This window comes from Alteribacillus persepolensis, assembly GCF_900099605.1.
In the GTDB taxonomy this organism is placed as follows: Bacteria; Bacillota; Bacilli; order Bacillales; family Marinococcaceae; genus Alteribacillus; species Alteribacillus persepolensis.
The window spans coordinates 1-19,189 of record NZ_FNDK01000010.1 but is presented as its reverse complement, the minus strand read 5'-3'; the positions used below and the strand labels follow the sequence as shown (position 1 = coordinate 19,189).

General features: G+C 42.3%; 22 protein-coding genes. 8 read left to right on the top strand and 14 right to left on the bottom strand.

Going from position 1 to position 19,189, the window contains the following annotated elements:
- Positions 1 to 169 precede the first annotated feature (169 nt).
- Complete coding sequence (gene prpE / locus BLT18_RS09385) at positions 170 to 949, top strand: bis(5'-nucleosyl)-tetraphosphatase PrpE (RefSeq protein WP_091273365.1); 780 nt, start codon at positions 170 to 172, stop codon at positions 947 to 949.
- A 17-nt stretch (positions 950 to 966) separates the two neighbouring features.
- Here prpE and BLT18_RS09380 read toward each other — a convergent pair whose 3' ends face one another.
- The 4 genes from BLT18_RS09380 to BLT18_RS09365 all read right to left on the bottom strand — a co-directional run bounded on the left by BLT18_RS09380 (position 967) and on the right by BLT18_RS09365 (position 3,781).
- Positions 967 to 1,776: an RluA family pseudouridine synthase gene (locus tag BLT18_RS09380; protein ID WP_175487448.1), complete on the bottom strand. Its 810-nt coding sequence runs from the start codon at positions 1,774 to 1,776 to the stop codon at positions 967 to 969.
- A gap of 79 nt (positions 1,777 to 1,855) precedes the next feature.
- A complete protein-coding gene (locus tag BLT18_RS09375) occupies positions 1,856 to 2,650 on the bottom strand; it encodes an NAD kinase (protein WP_091273361.1) in 795 nt (264 codons plus the stop codon).
- Between the two features lie 30 nt (positions 2,651 to 2,680).
- Positions 2,681 to 3,313 carry a GTP pyrophosphokinase gene (locus BLT18_RS09370; protein WP_091273359.1) on the bottom strand — a complete coding sequence of 211 codons (633 nt, stop codon included), beginning with the start codon at positions 3,311 to 3,313 and terminating at the stop codon, positions 2,681 to 2,683.
- An 84-nt stretch (positions 3,314 to 3,397) separates the two neighbouring features.
- Positions 3,398 to 3,781: a UPF0738 family protein gene (locus BLT18_RS09365; protein WP_091273357.1), complete on the bottom strand. Its 384-nt coding sequence runs from the start codon at positions 3,779 to 3,781 to the stop codon at positions 3,398 to 3,400.
- 150 nt (positions 3,782 to 3,931) lie between these two features.
- Here BLT18_RS09365 and BLT18_RS09360 point away from each other — a divergent pair, with 150 nt between their 5' ends.
- The 5 genes from BLT18_RS09360 (at position 3,932) to BLT18_RS18185 (ending at position 7,103) form a co-directional block, all read left to right on the top strand.
- A complete protein-coding gene (locus BLT18_RS09360) occupies positions 3,932 to 4,528 on the top strand; it encodes a CYTH domain-containing protein (RefSeq protein ID WP_091273356.1) in 597 nt (198 codons plus the stop codon).
- A 98-nt stretch (positions 4,529 to 4,626) separates the two neighbouring features.
- Positions 4,627 to 5,301, top strand: coding sequence for a lytic transglycosylase domain-containing protein (locus BLT18_RS18545; RefSeq protein WP_245705232.1), 675 nt, complete (start codon positions 4,627 to 4,629; stop codon positions 5,299 to 5,301).
- A 237-nt stretch (positions 5,302 to 5,538) separates the two neighbouring features.
- Positions 5,539 to 5,922, top strand: coding sequence for a globin domain-containing protein (locus tag BLT18_RS09350; protein WP_091273354.1), 384 nt, complete (start codon positions 5,539 to 5,541; stop codon positions 5,920 to 5,922).
- A 20-nt stretch (positions 5,923 to 5,942) separates the two neighbouring features.
- Positions 5,943 to 6,860 carry a ClpXP adapter SpxH family protein gene (locus tag BLT18_RS09345; protein ID WP_091273353.1) on the top strand — a complete coding sequence of 306 codons (918 nt, stop codon included), beginning with the start codon at positions 5,943 to 5,945 and terminating at the stop codon, positions 6,858 to 6,860.
- A gap of 69 nt (positions 6,861 to 6,929) precedes the next feature.
- Positions 6,930 to 7,103: a hypothetical protein gene (locus tag BLT18_RS18185; RefSeq protein ID WP_175487447.1), complete on the top strand. Its 174-nt coding sequence runs from the start codon at positions 6,930 to 6,932 to the stop codon at positions 7,101 to 7,103.
- Between the two features lie 243 nt (positions 7,104 to 7,346).
- Here BLT18_RS18185 and pepF read toward each other — a convergent pair whose 3' ends face one another.
- The 7 genes from pepF to BLT18_RS09315 form a co-directional block, all read right to left on the bottom strand.
- On the bottom strand, positions 7,347 to 9,161 hold the full coding sequence (pepF, locus tag BLT18_RS09340) for an oligoendopeptidase F (protein ID WP_091273351.1): 1,815 nt from the start codon (positions 9,159 to 9,161) through the stop codon (positions 7,347 to 7,349).
- Between the two features lie 76 nt (positions 9,162 to 9,237).
- Complete coding sequence (locus tag BLT18_RS09335) at positions 9,238 to 10,416, bottom strand: competence protein CoiA (protein WP_091273350.1); 1,179 nt, start codon at positions 10,414 to 10,416, stop codon at positions 9,238 to 9,240.
- A gap of 118 nt (positions 10,417 to 10,534) precedes the next feature.
- A complete protein-coding gene (mecA, locus tag BLT18_RS09330; RefSeq protein WP_091273348.1) occupies positions 10,535 to 11,197 on the bottom strand; it encodes an adaptor protein MecA in 663 nt (220 codons plus the stop codon).
- 429 nt (positions 11,198 to 11,626) lie between these two features.
- The gene (gene spxA / locus BLT18_RS09325) at positions 11,627 to 12,022 is read right to left on the bottom strand and encodes a transcriptional regulator SpxA (RefSeq protein ID WP_091273524.1); all 396 of its coding nucleotides are present in this window, start codon (positions 12,020 to 12,022) and stop codon (positions 11,627 to 11,629) included.
- Between the two features lie 511 nt (positions 12,023 to 12,533).
- Positions 12,534 to 12,665 (bottom strand): hypothetical protein, encoded by a 132-nt coding sequence (locus BLT18_RS18665; RefSeq protein ID WP_281242350.1) that lies wholly within the window; start codon positions 12,663 to 12,665, stop codon positions 12,534 to 12,536.
- Positions 12,666 to 12,717: 52 nt separating this feature from the next.
- Positions 12,718 to 13,284: a GNAT family N-acetyltransferase gene (locus BLT18_RS09320; protein ID WP_091273347.1), complete on the bottom strand. Its 567-nt coding sequence runs from the start codon at positions 13,282 to 13,284 to the stop codon at positions 12,718 to 12,720.
- A gap of 294 nt (positions 13,285 to 13,578) precedes the next feature.
- Complete coding sequence (locus BLT18_RS09315) at positions 13,579 to 14,781, bottom strand: putative glycoside hydrolase (protein ID WP_091273345.1); 1,203 nt, start codon at positions 14,779 to 14,781, stop codon at positions 13,579 to 13,581.
- A 551-nt stretch (positions 14,782 to 15,332) separates the two neighbouring features.
- Between BLT18_RS09315 and BLT18_RS09305 the strand changes: the two genes are divergently transcribed.
- Entirely contained in the window at positions 15,333 to 15,881 is a 549-nt protein-coding gene (locus BLT18_RS09305; RefSeq protein ID WP_091273341.1) for an HD domain-containing protein, read from the top strand.
- Positions 15,882 to 15,971: 90 nt separating this feature from the next.
- On the opposite strand, the gene BLT18_RS09300 is transcribed toward BLT18_RS09305, so the two are convergent.
- The 3 genes from BLT18_RS09300 to BLT18_RS09290 all read right to left on the bottom strand — a co-directional run bounded on the left by BLT18_RS09300 (position 15,972) and on the right by BLT18_RS09290 (position 17,624).
- Complete coding sequence (locus BLT18_RS09300) at positions 15,972 to 16,844, bottom strand: NAD(P)-dependent oxidoreductase (protein ID WP_091273340.1); 873 nt, start codon at positions 16,842 to 16,844, stop codon at positions 15,972 to 15,974.
- A 12-nt stretch (positions 16,845 to 16,856) separates the two neighbouring features.
- The gene (locus BLT18_RS09295) at positions 16,857 to 17,129 is read right to left on the bottom strand and encodes a YciI family protein (RefSeq protein ID WP_091273339.1); all 273 of its coding nucleotides are present in this window, start codon (positions 17,127 to 17,129) and stop codon (positions 16,857 to 16,859) included.
- A gap of 102 nt (positions 17,130 to 17,231) precedes the next feature.
- Positions 17,232 to 17,624 carry a hypothetical protein gene (locus tag BLT18_RS09290; RefSeq protein ID WP_091273338.1) on the bottom strand — a complete coding sequence of 131 codons (393 nt, stop codon included), beginning with the start codon at positions 17,622 to 17,624 and terminating at the stop codon, positions 17,232 to 17,234.
- A 333-nt stretch (positions 17,625 to 17,957) separates the two neighbouring features.
- On the opposite strand from BLT18_RS09290, the gene BLT18_RS09285 reads away from it, so the two are divergent.
- Positions 17,958 to 18,947 (top strand): sodium:calcium antiporter, encoded by a 990-nt coding sequence (locus BLT18_RS09285; RefSeq protein WP_091273325.1) that lies wholly within the window; start codon positions 17,958 to 17,960, stop codon positions 18,945 to 18,947.
- Positions 18,948 to 19,189: the final 242 nt, after the last annotated feature.

Below are 19,189 nucleotides of genomic sequence, written 5' to 3'. Positions count from 1 at the left end.
TTTATCCATTTCTGCGTATTATTTCCTTTTATCACCAAGTAATGTGCCTATTATATCATGCTGTGATAAAGAACCCAACTTGATCAGCAGGCAGACATTATTATTTTCTGTCACAGTTTGGTATGATGCTTAGTAGTATAAGTGTTTGTTAGGTGGAGGGGGTATAGTCATGACAGCAGCATATGACTTTATTGGAGATATTCATGGTTGTTTTGATGAGTTAACGACATTACTCAAAGACATCGGCTACCACAAAGACCAATCCATTTATACACATCCATCCGGCAGAATCCCGGTTTTTATTGGAGACCTTACCGACCGGGGGCCAAAATCGGTTGCCGTCATGGAACTGGTCAGCAAAATGGTCGCGCAAAAGGCAGCCTATTACGTGCCTGGAAACCACTGTGATAAGCTGTATCGTTATTTTCTCGGGCGCAATGTCCAAATCAAACACGGACTAGAAACGACCGTGGCAGAACTAGAAGCATTGCCAAACCGAAAGTATAAAAAAATCCGCCATGCTTTTATGGAGCTCTATGATCATGCACCTTGGTACCAACACTTGGATCATGATCAAGTCATTGCCGCTCATGCCGGTATTCGCAGTGACCTCATTGGAAAACAAAACAAAGCCGTCAAAACATTTGTATTGTACGGAGATATTACCGGCGAAAAACATTCAGACGGGACACCCGTTCGGCGAGACTGGGCGCTTCATTACAATGGAAAACGCACTATTGTTTATGGACATACACCTGTACATGAACCGCGTATAAAAAACAACACGATTAATATTGATACCGGCTGTGTCTTTGGCGGCAAACTGACTGCACTTCATTATCCAGAAATGACATTTAGCGACACACCTTCTGCAATGCCTTTTGTCAAAGAAAAATTCCGAACGTTTGACGATGAACATACACAAAAAGACACAAAAAAAGAAGGCTGATCTGTACGCCTTCTTTTTTACTTTTCCTGAACCAGCTGCTTGATATCTTGAGGGAGATCTGCATAAATATTATGCCGCTGTTCGGTGACCGGGTGACAAAACGAAAGCATGTCTGCATGCAGCGCCTGCCGCTCTATCAACGTGCTCGCTTTTCCGTATAAGCTGTCGCCGACCAGCGAATGCCCGCAATAAGCAGTGTGCACCCGAATTTGATGGGTCCGGCCGGTATATAATGTAAAACGCGTGACGTCATTGCCGTGAACAGTTTTCACTTTCTCATACGCGGTGACAGCCGGTTTTCCATGTACTGCAACACAATGCTCGACAATGCTGTTTGGGTTTCTGGCAATCGGCGCATCAATGCATCCTGTTTGCTGCTCCCACTGTCCGCATACTACTCCTAGATAACGCTTTTCTCCTTTGCCGTGCTGAAAAAAAGCAGTGAGCCGCTGGTGGGCATATGGATGTTTGGCAATCGGCAGCACTCCGCTCGTGTGCTTATCAAGCCTTGACACCGCATGAAAAGAAGCCGAAATTCCCTGTTCTTTGTAATACGCCCCGACAGCACCGGCTAGTGAAAGTTCTTCTTGTTGTCTTCCAGGAAGTGTGGGGAGACCGGGTGGTTTATTAACGATCAGCAGATGTTCATCTTCAAATAAAATATTTAACGGAAGAGGATACAGCGGAATGGCAGCTGGAAACGAAACTGGGGGCAGTTCCACTTGCAGGGTTTCGTTCCCATAAAGCTTGCGGCGCACAGTTGCTTCCTCTCCATCACAAAGCAGTCTGCCGTCAAACTTAGCTGTTTTTAACGTCGTCCATGACATCCCTTTATCATCTCGCAAAAACTCTTTCAGTGTCTTGGGATGTTTTAGCAAGGGCACTATCCAGTGGAGTTTGTGCATGTTATTCGCCGACAAACGACTCTTTCACCCGCTTCCAAAACGTAAATGGACGGAACCGGGCAAATTTCACCTTTTCTTCAGCCACCCGGCACTGGATGGATTTTACCGACTTATTCACCATTGATTTATGATCGATTGTTATTTGCATTTCTACGTCATTTAACGGCTTTAACAAACATGTGTGGTGCTGCGGCAAAATCAGTGGTGAACCGACCGTACGATAGACACGGTTATTAATGGATGCCATCTCCGATAACTGCATAGATGCTAAAGACGGATGCAGAATGGCGCCTCCTAACGCTTTATTGTAGGCGGTGCTTCCGGATGGCGTAGAAATACAGAGTCCGTCTCCACGAAACGTTTCAAACTTATCTCCTTTGATGTCGATATCGCAAACGAGTGAGCCTTCCATCGTTTTCACGGTACATTCATTCAATGCCAAGTGGCGCTCTGAATGGATGTCATCATGGTAGCGGACAACGACCTCCAGGAGCGGATATTCCACTACTTGAAACGGTGTTTTTGCGATATGAATCACCAGTTTTTCCACTTCTTCTGGTTTCCAGTCAGCATAAAAGCCTAAATGGCCAGTATGAACCCCGACAAAACTCGTCTCTTCCAGCCGGTCATAATAATGGTGGAATGCATGCAAAAGCGTACCGTCTCCGCCAACCGTAATAACGATTTCCGGGTCTTGTTCGTTATGAGTAAGACCAAATTCTTGCAAGTAGTCGATGATCTTTTTTTGCAGGGCGTTGGATGTATCATCTCCCCGCGACGTTACCGCAAAATGCATGGGAAGCGCCTCCTTTCAACGAATTTCCAGTTATTTGGAATTGTTTTGTTCCCGGTTTCTAATTAATATCTGCTGCGCTTCTCGCACTTCCCCTTTAATTTTTGACATTTCTTCATCCAGTTTAAAAGCGGCTTCTGCAGCACTGTGCAGACGTTCTTTAATATCAGCAGGGATTTCACCGCTGTATTTATAATTTAATGAATGTTCGATGGTTGCCCAAAAGTTCATTGCCATCGTACGAACCTGCACCTCAACCAATACCTCTTTTTTGCCGTCTATCGTATGTACAGGGTAAACGATCACCATATGATACGAACGATAGCCGCTTTCTTTTTTCTGTTTAATATAATCTCGTTCTTCTAATACTTCAAAATCACTTCGCGAACGAATAAGTTCCACAATCGTATCAATATCATTCACAAACTGGCAGACCAGCCGTACGCCGGCGATATCCTGCATGTCTCTTGCGATGCGGTCTAAAGGAATGTTTTTCCGCTGAGCTTTTTCGAGAATGCTTGTAACAGGCTTTACCCGGGCTGTGACAAATTCAATCGGCGTATGCTTGGATGAACGCTGATATTGTTCACGCAGCCCTTTTAATTTTACTTTTAACTCTTCCACCGCTTGTTTATAGGGTGACAAAAATGTATCCCAATTACTCATAAAAAGCCACCACCTGTTTCATTTGTATACAGTGGATGTCAACTGTATGCATTTCATTCTTTCCTTCGAACGGTGAAACAAACGTTATGCTTTGACATCAAACGTCTCTTCGACCGCTTCCACCATCAGAGAGCCGTAATTGCCGTTGCCTGGAATGTTATCAAGCATATACGCCATTTCTGTGTGAAAGTGCTCTAGCGGCAATTCCGATGGACCAAGCACACTTACGTTCCACTGCTTTTCATAAGCTTCTTTTAAAGCGGGCCATACTTGTTTTGGCAAACGCAGCTGTACAAACGCATCATCTGAGTCGAGCACATACACAAACGTTAAAGCATCTGAATCGGCCAGCATGCGCATGCCGTCTTCGAGCGCATTCCATTCTGATTGCGGCCACTGTTCAATCGGTACTAAGTACAAATGGTGATGATCTGTTTTTGTTTCCGTTACTGTAAGTATATGTTCCATATTGACACCTCATTTTTCCTGCTTTCTCTTTCTCTATCTTACCATACCTTGGATATTTCACTACTAAACGAATCCCAAACGATATGGTATCATACAACCACAATGCCCGTCTTTTATTTTTTAGAAATTCACCGCGAAAGGAAGATTGCTTTGGGACAGGAAATAGAAATGGAGAAAAAAAACCTGTTAACGAAAACGGAATTTGATGCGTTATGTGATGCATTTCATATAAAGGAAAACGATTTCTTTTGGCAGGCGAATACATATTTTGACACAAAGGATTTTGCGCTGAAACAAAAAGGCGCGGCGCTTCGTATCCGTGAAAAAAACGGCCAATACGAACTAACGTTAAAACAACCTGCCAGTAAAGGGCTGCTTGAAACGAACCAGGCACTATCAAAAGAAACCGCAGAAAGCGCCCTCACTGCTTCCCGTTTTCCGGACGGAGAAGTAAAAACACAACTGAAGACGTCGTTACATCTTTCCATTGAAGAAGTCACCCCCCTTGGTACACTGAAGACCAAGCGCACACAGCATCCTTATCGGCAAGGGCTGTTATTTTTAGATCACAGCACATATTTAGACGTGGAAGATTATGAGGTGGAAATGGAAGGACCTTCTCTTGAACAAGTAAACAATTGGCTAGAAGAGCTGTTAAGCCAATTTCATATCCCCACACGTACGACACCGAACAAAATCAAGCGTTTTTTTACGCGCCAAGAGGAAATCCAAGCAAAAAGAAATTGAGCGAAGCGGAGATTGCCGCTTCGCTGTTTCTTTGGTATATTTTAACTACCTGAGAAACAGACAAAAGTTTCAGATGTTACATAGATGAGGTGTTCAAATTGAATTTTGCTTCTTACTTTCCATTGTTATCTTCTACGGCGGTGAACTATTGGCCCGCCCACGAGAATTACAGCTCCTCGCCTGCTCGTTCATCATTTGCCTCTATTCTTCACAACCAATTGAACACACCCTTGCATACGAGCGGCTCAAATATCAGCAGTTCTTCTCAAGAAAACAAAGAATCGTTGTTTTTATATCCAGCGCTTGCATCTTCTTACTTTCAACCTAATCACCAAGTAAACCATACACCAGCATCTGCTGCTTCTTTTGAACAACAGCCTCCGCTTGTCGAAAACGATGTCAAGCAGATGATTGAAGCCGCAGCGGACAAATACAACGTTGATTCTGCGCTCATCACTGCCGTTATTGAGCAGGAATCAAACTTTGACCCTCATGCAAAAAGTTATGCCGGTGCCATGGGACTGATGCAGTTAATGCCGGCTACCGCCAATTACTTGAATGTTTATGATCCATATGATCCTGCCCAAAACATTGAAGGTGGAACCAAATACTTAAAAGAGATGCTTGAACGTTTCGATGGCAACAAGACACTTGCATTAGCGGCTTATAATGCAGGACCAGGCAACGTCGAGAAGTATCAAGGAATTCCCCCGTTTGCCGAAACAGAACAGTACGTGCCAAGTGTTCTAAATAAAATGCAAACCTATGTGTAACTCTCAGCAGATTCGCTGGGAGTTTTTTTCAAGGGAAAGCATTGGGAAGAAACAACTGGACTGGTAAACCAAAACATTTGCTGTTCTAAAACAGCGTTGCTACAATGAAAGAAAGCTTTCTTAACACGAACGATAACTCTTTTTTCTTGCATTTTTCCGCTTCTTTCGTTTATGTTAAATCAAGCGAATGATAAAGAACTCGATCGAACGTATGTGCAAAGAAAGGAGCACGCATCGATGAACAAAGACCTAATCCCTTTTGAAGCATTAGGCGGACACGATGTACTAAACCGCCTTGTTGATACCTTTTATTCCTATGTTAAAGAACACCCTGATTTGTATCCTATTTTCCCGGATGATTTAACAGAAACCGCCCGTAAACAAAAGCAGTTTCTTACTCAATTTTTAGGCGGACCTGCTCTTTATACAGAAGAACACGGCCACCCAAGACTGCGTGCGAGACACCTCCCGTTTCCAATCACACCGACAAGAGCAAAAGCTTGGCTGTCCTGTATGGAACAAGCAATGGATGACATTGGACTTGAAGGAGAAGTGCGTGAAAATTTCTTTCAACGACTGACTTTTACCGCACAGCATATGGTCAACACACCAGAAGATTAACGTAGAAAGGAGTTTGGACGATGACAAAAGAAGATAAACAGCTACATTGCGATGACGAGCTGGGAATCTGCGGCCTTTCTCCTGAAGACTCATTAACACATCCTAGATATAAAAAGAAATTAGAATTATATATTTTTACTGATCCACTCTGTCCAGAATGCTGGGCGTTTGAACCGACACTGAAAAAACTTGTGCTGGAATATGGACATTATTTTTCCATGCGCTTTTTTGTAGCAGCAGATCTGGAAGCGTGGAACAAAGGTGAAGCCCGCCAAAACAAAGAACAAAAGAATTTAGCTGAACTATACGAAGCAACTGCCAGCCGCACAGGGATGAGTTGTGATGGTGATGTCTGGCTGGAAAATCCCGTTGCCTCGGCCTACCTTCCTTCTCTCGCAATGAAAGCCGCCGAAATGCAAGGGCGTCAGCTGGCTGGTGTATTTTTCCGCCGGCTTCGTGAAATGCTGTTTGTCCACAAGAAAAACATTGCGAATGAAGAAGTTTTAGTAGCATGCGCAGAAACAGTCGGGCTTGATATTCATGAATTTAAAAAGGATATTCATTCCCACTGTACGGCCAAAGCGCTCCAATGTGATATCAAAACATCGAAAGAAATGGAAGTAGAAAGCGCACCAACGTTTGTATTTTTTAATGATTGTGTAGAAGACGGCGGCTTAAAAATATCTGGTGTGTACCCTTATGAAGTCTATGTCGATATATTAAAAGAGATGTTAGGAGAAGTTCCACAGCCATCTGCAAAACTGCCATTGGAGAATTTCTTGAGAAAATATGAATTTGTCGCGACAAAAGAAGTGGCCGTTGTGTATGACTTAGCGGAACGGGACGCAGAGGCACAGCTTAAAAAGTTAGTGCTGCAGCGAAAACTGAAACGCATTCCTGTCAAATACGGCACCTTTTGGCGTTATATTGGCGAGTAAGGTATATACCTGTCCCTCCTTCCATACGATGGTATAAACATTATCTCGTCTGGTGGGAGGGTATACGGTGTGAAAAAGGTGCTTATCGGTATCCTTTGTACATTCGTTAGCTTTATTTTATTTATGCTTGGGCTGATGAAATTTCTTCCTGTTTTCATCGGCGGTTTGTTTATGTTTCTATCCATTTTTTTCACTGTTTTATCGTTTAGTGAACGCAAACGTTTCAAAGGCATTCATTCATAACAGCAATACAAAACCCGCTCGAATGTCACGTCACATCCGGCGGGTTTTTTTATGATGAAAAAGGCTCTATAGTATATGTCGAAGGTAACTCCTGCTCCTTCTTTTCAGTTGACAGCCCTGCTTGCCGCGGGCAGCACTTTTGGCTTTCAGCTGCTGCTTTTCTCACACGACGGGGGCGCTTTTTGCACAGTGCACTGAGACGTATCCACATCACACTGCTGCTTTTTTACAGAACATGCTGCTTTATTGTTCTAACAGCTGCTCCATTTCCTCTAATGTTTGTTCAAACAATGCCATGGCTTCCTGGACAGGCTCTTTTGATGTCATATCCACACCTGCTTTTTTCAGCATTTCAATCGGATAATCCGAGCTTCCAGACTTTAGGAACCCTAAATAACGGTTTACCGCCGGCTCTCCTTCTTCTAAAATCTGCCTGGATAGTGCCGCCGCTGCACTGTATCCGGTTGCGTATTGATACACGTAGAAATTCATATAAAAATGCGGAATACGCGACCACTCTAAAGCAATGCCCTCATCTAATGTAATATCTTCACCAAAATATTTTTCATTTAGCGCGTAGTATTCTTTTTCTAACAAATCTGGCGTGAGTGCTTCTCCTGCTGCCGCTTTTTCATGGATGAGCTGTTCGAATTCCGCAAACATCGTCTGACGGAAAACTGTTCCTCGAAAACCTTCAAGGAAATGATTTAACAAGTACATTTTCTTTTTCTTATCTTCGGTTGTTTGCAGCAAATAATCGTTAAGCAATGCTTCGTTTACAGTGGAAGCTACTTCGGCGACAAAGATCGTGTAGTCTGAATAGTGATAAGGCTGGTGCTTGCGGCTCAAGTAGCTGTGCATCGAGTGGCCGAGTTCGTGAGCCAATGTAAACATGTTGTTTACGTTATCCTGCCAGTTCATCAGAATATAAGGCATCGTTCCATACGCACCAGAAGAGTAAGCACCGCTTCGTTTCCCTTTATTCTCATAAACATCAATCCAGCGGTTGTTGTAGCCTTCTTGCACGGTTTGTTTGTATTCTTCTCCGAGCGGCTCCACCGCTTTTAAAACATATTGTTGTGCTTCTTCATACGTCACTTTCATATCAACGTCTTTGACAAGCGGCGTGTATAAATCATAATTATGGATTTCATCGAGTCCGAGCACTCGTTTACGTAAACGCACGTAGCGGTGCAGCAAATGCAAGTTTTTATTTACTGTTTCCACAAGCTGGTCATAGACGACTTCTGGAATATGATTTTTGCTGAGAGCAGCCTGACGAGCAGAATCGTACTTTCTTACATTGGCGTTAAACAAGTTCTTTTTCACTTGCCCATTCAATGTGCTGGCAAGGGTGTTTCGATATTGTTGATACGTTCCGTACACAGCTTCAAATGCATCCTTGCGCACACGGCGGTCATCGCTTTCAAAAAAGCGCAGAATGCGGCCGTGCGTAACTTGTACTTCATTCCCTTCTTCATCCTTAATACTCGGAAAAGCTAAATCGGCATTGTTAAGCATGCCAAATGTATTGCTTGGATTGGATGTGACCTCAGACACTTGCGCTAAAATCGATTCTTCCGATTCATTTAATACGTGCGGACGCTGTTCATTAATTTCGCGCAGCGCATGCCGGTACTGCTTTAAATCTTCGTGTTCATTCAAAAATTGCTCGAGCTTATCCTCTGGTATGGATAAAATTTCTGGAACCAAAAACGCCATGGCCTGGCCTAATTTTGCTGCAAGACCAGATGCCCTGTCTTCGAGCCCTTGATAAAAGGAATTGCTGGTGTCCTGGTCATAGCGCATGTGAGCATAGCTGAACAGACGGCCAAACCGTTCTCCAATTTCATCTTGCTTTTTTAACGCTTGATACAGCGTGTCTGCGGAATCTGCTAATGTCCCTTTATACGCAGTTAATTCCGGCACCAGCTCTTGAATCTGCTTAAATTCTTGTTCCCATTTTTCATCCGTTGCAAAAATATCCTCTAAATTCCATGTGTATTCCTTCGAAATCTCATCTCTTTTTGGGACTTGTTTTGTTTCTTTTTCACTCATAACAACACCTCCAACTGTTACTGCCAATTTTACCGAACTTCCCCACTAAACACCAATCATTGATATATATTTCCTCTTACAATATGTGTTTCCCCCATTTTTTATCCATCGCATCAGCCTGCTCTAACGATACAGGCAAGTGAATATCTTTTCGCTTTTGCCAGCCCCAATTGGTCCATTTTACGACACCAAGACGCTCAAGCCATTCCAGATAATTCCATAAAGCACGTTCGAACGGCTGTGTAATGAGCGGAAAGGTTCTTGTTCCTAACACTCTTCTTTCAGCAAACAGCGCAGACTCCTGTTCTAATGCAGCATTTGAAAAGCGTTGATACAGCGAAATATTTTCGAGAAAACAAAGTAAAAACCAGCTTTGCCATATATAAGCCGGACTGTAAAACACTTCCATTCCATAAGACGGCCAGCCTGCTTCTATTGGGAAAAACGGCAGATCGGAGCGTTTGCTTGCAAAGACTTGGCGCATATACGTTTTATCCGGATTCTGTCTCCACTGATTCTTGGAAAAACGCCACGTTCGTTTGTGAGACAGCCAAGCTGTTCGCAGCCGCTTCTTACTGTCATACGTGCTTGGTATATTCACGAGCTGCGATACATGGGAGCGGGATAAAGGGGCTTGATACAAATCAGCATACGTATGCTGTGGCGAAACATATGCGGTTGGAAACAAATAATAAAACGATGCTTTCTCTGCATCGAAATAAGTGAGTACGTAACGAGCATCACTTTTTCGATTTCGCATCCCTTCCCATTCCAATGCATGAACGGAAAATGAACCACCAGCACGTGGACGCAGCCGGGAGAAAGAAAAAATCCAGATAGGAAAAATACCAATAGAGAGGTAATCATAACTGCGTGAAAGAAGAGCAGAAGGGGAAATCGATGAGCATTGAAATTCCAGTGCGTATGTTTTGTTTCTCCATGTAAATAACACGTCAGCTACACGTTGAATAGCAGACAAATACACTTCCATTCTGGCCTTTACGTGATGCATTAACAACCATTCATATAACAGAGCTTTTCCAGATAAATGTTCATTTGTCTCCGGTTCTGCTTGGTATGAACAAGCTTGTTTCTTCCTGTGAGCAAAATGCGCTTTTACTTGCTTGCCTTGTTTTAGGATGACTTCTTTGGAACAGGCTGGACAGAAATACGGGGGATAATGGGAGGGAATTTCCTCATTTTTTGAAGGGAAAAGAGAAATGATGCGGCCATCTCGAGTACGGGCGGTAAACATGAGAACCTCCTTTCCAGAAACGTTATTCGACCCGCCGCCAACAATATCCTTCTTATGTAAGGGCACGTTTTATACAAAAACAAAAAACCAGCCCCTTTAGGGAAGCTGGTGTTATTATTTAAGAGAAGTTTTTACGAAGCGTTTGAAGTCCGTCTGTTTTTGCAATCGTTTTTCCATACTCGCGAATGCGGTGAATGGACATATCTGACTCTTCACCATATTCTAACACATGGCTGACCATATCATCTTGTTCGTCTTCACTGTAATAGTCATCAAACATCAGGTACAAATAGTAGGTACCTTCAAAGTGATAAATTTCGTTTTTAACCTGTTCAACGACAAATGCTTGACTAAGTGATAATAAGTCTTCTAAATCAGAGAAGGAAATAACAATCTCAAGTTCTTCTGTGTCCCCATGATTGTGTCTTGACTTTTGCGAAGAACGGAATTGTTCATCCAGCATATCCACGATATTATCATCAACTGGCAAATCTTCTCCTTTTTGAGAAACCGGGATTTCAAGTTTGACATTGCCTTCAGAAATTTGTCCACGTGTCACAACAATTTCCATGCCATTGTCCATCGCTTGCACTTGAATCCACAGCGGCCCTTCAATCTCAAAGTTTTCCCGATCGTGCGCCTCGTTGATCATTTCAAAAAACAATTCTTCTCCTCGTTCACGATTGTACCAAATTTCGTCACGGTCAAAGCCTCGGTCTTCAATATCTTTGTAGGTAATGTAAAACTTGACCGTTGACTCATTAATTCTTTCGATTTCCACGATTTTCTCCCTCCTTTGAAGGTAAGGTGGATACCGCTTCCAAGTTCTCTCTTTTTTTTATAAACATACCCTTTAGACGGGCAACAATTATCTTATCGTCGGTATTACTATCATTGTATACGATAAGATGAAGGTTGTTAAGGACCAATGCTCATCCCGCCGAATATTTTTGAGGGAGCGGAGCGTTCGTAAGAGAAAACGCGGTTATTCCTGCTATTAAGTGTTCATTTTCAAGGAAAGCATGCATGTTGTCAAGCATATAGCACAACTTACCCCTTACCTTAAACAAAAAATACATGTTTTATCCTATCTTATGATACGATACAAAGAATAACAAGCATTAAACATGAAAAAATATAGAAAAACTTCTACTATAAAGCGAGTAGAAGTTTATATTTCTGTCATACACATGTGATCATCAGCGGTCGATTAATTTACAAGCTTCTGAGCTTCCATTAAGTTATACGTGCGTACTTTCCGCGGCAGAAAACGGCGGATTTCAGCTTCATTGTATCCCACTTGCAAACGCTTCTCATCATAAATAATTGGACGACGCAATAGCCCAGGGTTTTCACTAATTAGTTCAAATAATCGTTGTAGTGGAAGGTTCTCAAGATCGACATCTAATTCTTGAAAGACTTTGGAACGTTTTGATACGATTTCGTCCGTTCCGTCTTCTGTCAGCCTAATAATTTCTTTTACTTCATCCACGCTGAGTGGCTCCGCAAAAATATTACGCTCTACAAACGAAATATCGTTTTCTTCCAGCCACGCTTTTGCCTTCCGGCAAGAAGTGCAGCTAGGAGACGTGAGCAAATTGACCATATGAATCATTCTCTCCCTTCCCATTCATCCAAACCCATAAAACTATCTATCATTATCCTGACGTAACATCAGATGAATCTCTTCATTCACATCATTCATTATACAATAATTATTCTAATTTGAAAAGAGTTTTCAAGAATGTATTCGCAAATTATCGGCCTCTCATTTATCCGCTTTGTTCGAATATATAGAAGTATTTCCTGTCACTTAGCATGTTTTGTCCTTCGTACCTTTTGGGTTCAACATTCTCATTCCTGTATTTTTCACTGATAAAACGCCTATCTTGATTGAAAATATGACAAATTTGTGACTGCGCATTCAAACAAGCAGCTGACCCAGCATATTTCTTTATGCTGTAACAAAACATAGATTTTAGCCTAAAGAAAACTCAGACATCGCTGTGATATCAGGTGCAGGCGGCTGCCTTCTTAAACTTGCACTGCTTGCCGCCGCATGGCTTATCCACCTATACGACAGCAAAAACCTCGGCTTTATAAAGCCGAGGTTTTTGCTATGCTGATGTTTTAGATGAAGCAGAGCCGTTAGGGGTCGGCAACTTATTCCAATCCTTTAAATTTTTGCGAAGCAGATCTTTTAACACTTCCCGCTTTTTTTTGCGCTTGTGCCTTTCTTTGTTTTTCACAAGATCTCCCTCCTTTTAAATAAGTTGCATACACGCGAAAACACGCGGATTTCTATACCTCTTCTTTTTCACTGTCATACGACAATACTTCATCGACCTTTTGATAAGATTGGCCGTATAGTTCTTTATCTTTATACGTATGAATATTTTTATACGTGTGTTTCATTTTTTGATAAATACTTTCTTCTGATTCATTTTCTGGAGACCAATACAATATTTCCAGTGTATTCTCTTCTTGCGTCGCCAGTGACCGGCGTGTATAACCAATCGACGCTGCGTGCTTAAACCCATGGCGTTCATAAAAACGCATGCGCTTTTGCGAATCCGAATCATCATAGTCGAGTGGTTCTACTTCTAAAATAACCGGCTTTTGTTTTTCTTTAAATTGGTCGATAACCTTTTGGCCGATGCCTTTGCCGCGTGCCTCTTTGGATACAAATAAATAATCGATAAAAATAAAGTCTTCTGTTTCTACATACATTACGACGTGGTATGGCCCTTCATCTTTGTGGTAAACATCGCCTTTTTCCTTTAATAAGAGATCCATGTGCTCTTTAGATTTCATTTCTTCTACCGGAAAGTATTGGCTTAACTTCTCGTACCAGTTTAAGTGTGTCATGCAAACCTCCGTTTTGTGCTTTCTTTCATTATAAAACGATTGCCGGTATTTGTAACACTTCTTATAAATGGGTATCTCTTTGTCTCGTCCTATTATGTACTGTTAGCTTTCCCTGCCTTTATTAATTGCATGCAGACACAATCGCAATACAGCATTAAAAATATTTTTCCAACTGACTGGAAAAGAACCTGCTGCGGTCCCCTAAACAGAGGCGATAAACAAAGAAAAACGTTTCTAACGTGCAAAGAAGGCTGTCGAAACAGGAACCCCTCTTTTAAGACAGCCTTCTTTCTATTACGGTGTATAGTCGACTCCTTCTGTATAACTATTACCTGCATTCCACAGTAAAAATTCTTGAATGTCCTGCTCTTGCAGTGCTCGAATTTGATCTTCCACTTCCGCCACACCATACGGTTTATAGTTGCCCGAACCGAGCCAGCTCGCTGTAAAGTCTTGAATCCACGGCCTTGATGTTGGTGGATTTTCTAAATGATCCAGCACTTCATTTTCAACTTTCGCATACTCTGTCGTCAGTTCATATGGATGCAGGTCAGGCTTATCAATACCGAAATACGGCGTCCAGTGGCTTGGATAAATCATCGATGATATCACGTCAACATTATCGGCGATTTTGGAGAAATTCTGTCCAATACCTGGTGCCTCATCTAATGTAGCTGAATAGCCGAAAATATCTACGGAGACATCCACATCAAACGTTTGCTGAATTTCTCCTCTAGCATGCTCAACAAAGCTTGTTACTGCGTTCACCCGCTGCTGTACGTTGTTCCCTTCTTTGCCAAAGTCCCCTCTCGAATATTCAAGCTTTTCATCGCGTGTTTCAAACCCTTCTGGAAAACGTACATAATCAAACTGAATTTCCTTAAACCCAAGTTTGGCTGCTTCTTTTGCAATTTGTATGTTATAGTCCCAAACATCTTTCACATACGGATTCACAAACGCCTCTTGATTTCCATTTTTCCAAACGTTTCCGTTTTCTGTAAATGACCACTCCGGTTTCTGCTCAGCTAAGACAGTATCTTTAAAAACAACAATACGTGCAATCGGATAAATATCATTTTCTTCTAACGCATTCATTAACTCCACCGGATCTTCAATCATGTTTTTTCCAATATCCGGAAGATCAATGTCATCTGTCGGCTTAAATGTCAAATTACCGTGATCATCTTTAATATCAATCACCATAGCGTTTAAATCTGTATCATTTACTAAATCAACTAACCTTTGAAAACGTTCACCACCGGCCGAATGACCCGTGACATAAATCCCTTTCACCCCGTCTTCTGGGTATGTAAAATCATAACCCGAGTCATAGTAAAAACGCGAGAGGCCATCTGCTAATTCTTTCGTTTCAGCACTCGTTTCTTTGTACGAATGATAAGATACCTTTTTATGTTCTTCCCCTTCTGAAACATCTGCAAATAACAAACCGCCGGCTGCTGCACAAACAGCAGCTCCCATCACCAACCATTTTTTCATTTCCCCCAGCTCTCTTTCTTTATTATATATGTAAAAAAGCGTTTCATTATAGATATATGTGCCCTTCCAAACCAATGTAGTACATCTAAATTATACATATCATTACAATTTTCACCAATAGCTTTCAAGTAAAAAATGGAAAAGAATTTCCCTTTAAAAAAGGGATGTATTACCATCTTATGCAAAAATAAAGCAGGTATCTCTATGATCTTATTATTTTCCCCAGACTCTCTTAAAGAAACGCATCCTCCTATCAACAGGTGAAAGAACAGCAGCTGATGATTCGACATATAATAAATAACAGTATGCAAAAAACGGTATTATCTGCTCACCTTTGAGCATCCTTTGTGTAAAAGGAATGGGACTTGAGGACACCGCCAGCATCCATCGAGTGCACTATACAAAAATAACAGCAGGAAACAGATCCTTCTCAGCAAGGACAGCAGCGGCGGATTGACAAATATAGACGATTATCCCTCTTGTCTTTCTTTTTCACAATCGTTATAATAATGGGAATATATTTCGATATAGATATTCTAGGAGGGATGATAATGAGATACGTCACCTTAATGCAGTTGTTTGAGCATCCGATTACACAAAAATATGTAAAAAGAGCAGGTCTTGCTCATGCGATTTCTACCTCTTATCATGCCTTTCGGCTAGCGAAACAAAAACAAGTTAACCCAGATCTCGCTGTCAAAGCCGCTTTTTTACACGATATGGGCCATTATACATGGTATCGTAATGGACAGTGGGATTTTGATTTATATAAAGAGAATGATATTCACGCCATTAAGGGTGCAGAACGAGCGCATAAACTGCTCATTCGCCTTGGCGAAGACAGAAAAAACGCCAAACAAATTGCTCTGGCCGTTCTTTTGCATACGGATTCTTATCTCCCTGCTGGAGACCTTGACCGAAATGCATTGCAAGAAATTGTAGCTCAAGCTGATGAGCTGGATGAAGAGCCTTCTGGCAAGCACCATTACCGCAAAATTTCTGATACGAAAGCGAGAAAAAAAATCGCACAGTTAGATGAATGGATTGATGCTGAATTAGCAAAAGCCGTGAACGAAGAGCATGAAAAAAGCGAAGTATAAAAGTTTGTTTGTTAGAAGATGCGCCTTATAAGAAAAATAAAAAGTGTTTCCCGTGCTGCAAGCATAGGAAACACTTTTTTTGCCGTTTGATCATTCTTTATCTTTTACATGTTGATAAAGCGCACTCATATCTTTGGACCCATAGCCGTTTTCTTCGGCTGCTTTAAATAAATCCAGCACAATAGGCCCTGCGCTCAGCCTGGCATCAGCGTCTTTTGCCATTTCCTCTGCCAGCCGTAAATCTTTTAGCAGCAGCTCAAGCGCAAAACCAGGTTCGTCTTTGTTTTCTGCGATAAACTGCTTGTAGTGGCGGTCAAAGATTTTACTTTGTCCAAATCCATTGCTTAATACGTTATAGACAAGATCACGGTCGAGCCCGGATTTTTCCGCCATATGCAATGTCTCCCCGACAGCAGCGGTGTGCAGGCCAACCATGTATTGATTTAACAGTTTCACTTTCGTTCCTTGTCCAATTGGACCGCAATGCGTCACGTTGGCACCAACAACATCAAAATATGGCTTCGCTTTTTCAAATGTTTGTTCTCTTCCGCCAACCATAATGGCTAGTGTGCCGGCTTCGGCTCCTGTCGTGCCGCCGCTGATTGGAGCATCCAAGTACATGACACCAGACATTTCCGCTTGTCGTTCTATCCGCACATGCAGCGTAGGCGATACGGTGCTGAAATCAATGACCAGTGCACCTTCCTTGGCATAATCCAATACACCATTTTGGCCGAGAATGACTTGTTCTACATCTTCTGGCATAGGCAGGCATGTCATGATGACATCAGAGCTTTGCACGAGCTCTTCGAATTCCAAACCAGCACGTCCACCCAACTGCTCAAATGTCTTTTCTTTCTCTTTCGAACGGTTATATCCCACTACATCATAACCTGCTTTGAGTAAGTTATGTGCCATTGGCATACCCATATTGCCCAGCCCAATAAAGCCCAATGTTGTCATGGTGATACCTCCTTAAGCGAAGTGTTCAGCCTTTGTGCCCCATTCGTGCATCTCGTATTCGCGTGCTCCTTCTTGAATATACGGATCTTGTTTTACCAGCTCCTCTACCTCTTCATATGTAGAGCCTTTATAAATAACTAGTCCGCCTGTACCATCTTCAAAACGCCCGTAAGCAGCAACATTTCCTTCCTCGTAGTGCTTTTTCAGAAAATCAAGATGCTCGGGACGGTATTTTTGACTTAATTCTTGGTCTTTCATATGAGAAATAACAGCGAAAAATTTCATACGATGTCTCGTCCTTTCTTTTCTGCATTTGTGCAGCTATTTGTACACCACTTAACATCTTTCAACAAAAAACAGCAAATTCCTTCCTTTACCTAAAAACATTTAACTTTCTTCTTTATGCACAAAGGTCATCAGCAAAAAAATAAGAAAACTAATCATTAAAATGGAGCCGCCAATAATGTAAAACAGCAGCGTAAACAACTCAGGAAGCTCAACTGGCGCAGCCATGTGCAGCCACATTCCTGCTGTCAGGCCAATCGAACCAATAATCGCTGTCCAAACGTGTACAGCGGCAAGCGTGCTCTGCCCGCGGTAAAAAACTTTGTAGTAAACAGCCCAGGCAAACAAACTTAACCAGCCAACGACTAAAATATGTGCGTGGATAGGTCGAAATGCATATGAACCAGCACCAGCCATATGAGAGCCCAGCACCACACCTATGACGGCAAAAACAGCTGAAAACCTTAACAGCACTTGACTATAATTGTTTTGCATGTCTTTCCTCTCCTTTGCCACTAAATATTCCTTTCATAGACAGTATACGAATGATTGGCTTGTACATACAGCCTTTTGTTTGGATAACATACAGTTGCTTTTTTCCTCACCTTTTGATAAGCTAGTTTCATAGAAAAGGGGAGTAGCGTCCAATAGGATAAATGAGTCGTCATGACAGCACATTTTGTGCTCGGCTCGTTTAGCTTTATGCTATATAAAGCACGCAAGACCTTTTTATGAGAACCTTGCTGTATCTTCAGCAGGATTTTCATAAAAAGGTCTTTTTTTGTGTGCAGCATGAGGCAATTGTGCAATGATAAAGGAGAGATGAATGTGTTATTCGTTTATTTTTTCATCGCTGCAGCGATTACCGTTGCTGCTGCTGTTAAATTATCGACCTACGCTGATGTCATTAGTGAAAAGTCCAAATGGGGAGGCATGATGGTCGGTACGGTTTTGCTGGCCGGTGCCACATCGCTTCCAGAGGTAACAACAACTGTTACCGCAGTAAGCTTAAACAATCCGGATATTGCGGTTGGAAACGTTCTTGGAAGCAATATGTTTAACTTATTAATTATTGCAGTCTTTGACTTGTGCTACCGTAAGGAACAACTGTTTTCCCGCACTTCTATATCTCATACGTATACAGCTTCATTAGGCATCTTTCTAGCACTCATGGCCTGGTTTGCCATGCTGGTTAAAACCGATACAGCCATTTTCGGAATAGGAATTGACACTATCATTATTCTAGCTGTTTATGCGCTGGGTATGGCATGGATTAACAAACAGCCTAATGCCGCACCCGTTTCCGAGGAAGAAGACACCGTCTCTGAAAAAAGTCCAGCCTATGCGCTGTCTCTTCGACACGCTCAAATTGGTTTTGTGATTGCAGCCATTATCATTTTAATTGCTGGCTCCATCCTGACAGTCACTGGTGATCAAATCGCACTTGTTACTGGATTAGGATCGAGTTTTGTTGGAAGCTTCTTGATTGCGGCTTCTACTTCTCTTCCAGAAGCCATAGCTGTACTCATTGCATTGCAGCTGCAAAACCATAACTTAGCACTGGGTTCCATACTTGGCAGCAACCTCTTTAATATTATCTTGCTCGGATTGAGTGATATTGCCTACAGGTCTGGACCGATTATCGCAGCTTCTAATAATTCTCATCAAGTTACCGCAGCAGCTGTCACACTGCTTGCAGCCATTGCATTGTTTTCGATCCTGCGAGGACGCAAACAGCTGTTTCGTTTATATACGTGGCCGTCAGCGCTGCTTGTTGTTTTGTACTTTTTGTCCAGCTATTTCATCTTTACGTACTAAATGCAACATACGGCGGCCTTATCAGCCCTCTTTTTCTCCGTCTGTTTTCATGAGGCTACCTTTCATTTCCTGCTTCCGCCGGACAAAAAGCGCAAGCGCCTTGCAAGGGGGACATTCGGATATGGGGAAGGGACTTCGGGAAGGGACTTCTACTAAGAACGCACACGTCCTGTGTGCAACGTAGAAGTCACCACTTCCTGTGGAAGCACGTCCTGTGGCGGGCGTTGAAGTCACCACTTCCT